Origin of the sequence: Pseudomonas sp. SMN5 (assembly GCF_052041925.1) — a bacterium.
Lineage (GTDB): Bacteria > Pseudomonadota > Gammaproteobacteria > Pseudomonadales > Pseudomonadaceae > Aquipseudomonas.
This window is the reverse complement of sequence record NZ_JBKGGX010000060.1, coordinates 1-1,302: the sequence shown is the minus strand read 5'-3', so window position 1 is coordinate 1,302 and position 1,302 is coordinate 1. Positions and strand designations below refer to the sequence as shown.

General features: G+C 53.8%; 1 protein-coding gene. It reads left to right on the top strand.

Annotated features, from left to right (window positions below; translation table 11 throughout):
- Positions 1-89 precede the first annotated feature (89 nt).
- Positions 90-1,265, top strand: coding sequence for an integrase core domain-containing protein (locus ACLEJR_RS26970; RefSeq protein ID WP_440817746.1), 1,176 nt, complete (start codon positions 90-92; stop codon positions 1,263-1,265).
- The last annotated feature ends 37 nt before the right edge of the window (positions 1,266-1,302 follow it).

Here is a 1,302-nt window from a genome sequence, read left to right as displayed (position 1 = left end):
GGTACGACTCACCCACATGGGTTACAAATCAGTTCACACACATAGGTAACAGTTTTTAACTGGCAGGGTCGGTTTTCGAGGATCTGACCATGCCATGGCGAGAGCTGAAACCTATGGACCTGAAACTGCTATTCATCGCGGACTACATCAAAGGCCCGCCCAGCTTCAGTGCGCTTTGCCAGGCCTACGACATCAGTCGCAAGACTGGCTATAAATGGGTCGAGCGGTATGAGAAGGAAGGGCCCGCCGGACTGGAAGAACATAGCCGTCGTCGGCTTACCCAGGAATGGGTAGTGCCCCTGGCTGTCCGTGAGGCGATCATTGAATTGCGCGGTCGGGGTGAAACAGAGCCTGGTCCCAAGAAAATTCAGGCGGCTTTGCTCGAGCGTTTCCCTGACCAGGCGCCGCCATCAAAGACATCGATCTACAACATCCTAAAGAAAGCTGAGCTGGTCAAACCACGCCGATTGCGTCAACGGGTGGCGGTTTATCCCAAACCACTGCAGAAAGCAGATGCTCCCAACCAGCTATTCAGCGCCGATTACAAAGGCCAATTCCTGACAGGTGCGGGCGTCTGGTGCTATCCATTGACGATCATGGACCATGCCAGTCGCTTCTTGCTCGCTTGCCACAGCATGGCTAATACCAACTTCCAGGAAACCCAGGCGGTGTTTACTCAGGTGTTTCGTGAGCATGGTCTACCGGAGCGCATTCGTACCGACAATGGTGTTCCGTTTGCGAGCAAGGGGCGTGCGGGCCTTTCCCAGTTATCCATCTGGTGGTTGCGTCTAGGGATCATTCCTGAGCGGATCGCCCCCGGAAGGCCGGAGCAAAATGGTCGGCATGAACGTATGCATCGAACGTTGAAAAGCACTCTTCCATCACCACCAACGGTAGCGTGGGAGGCTCAACAACGGCACTTTGATCGTTTCAGGCAACATTATAATTACGAGCGTTTGCATGAAGCTCTGGAGCAAAAGACACCCGCGTCCTGCTATAAGCCTTCGCCCCGCCAATACCCTGAGAAGCTTCCCGAGATGACCTACCCGAGCCATATCGATAGCCTCCAAGCGGACTGCTCGGGCATCGTCAATTGCCGTGGTCTAAGGGTCTACGTTGGTTATGTGCTCAAGCATCAGACCATTGGACTGGAACAAGTAGAGGACGGGATCTGGGATGTTATCTTCGGTCCAATCATCCTCGGACGGGTTGATGTAAGAGATGCCAGTGATGGCTACGTGACACTCCGGGTGTTACCTATGTGAGTGCACTTTTTTGTAACCCATGTGGTTGTTCCCTACA

Coding starts and splice junctions, on each gene's coding strand:
- ACLEJR_RS26970 (WP_440817746.1), top strand. CDS start 90: ATGCCATGGCGAGAGCTGAAACCTATGGACCTGAAACTGCTATTCATC.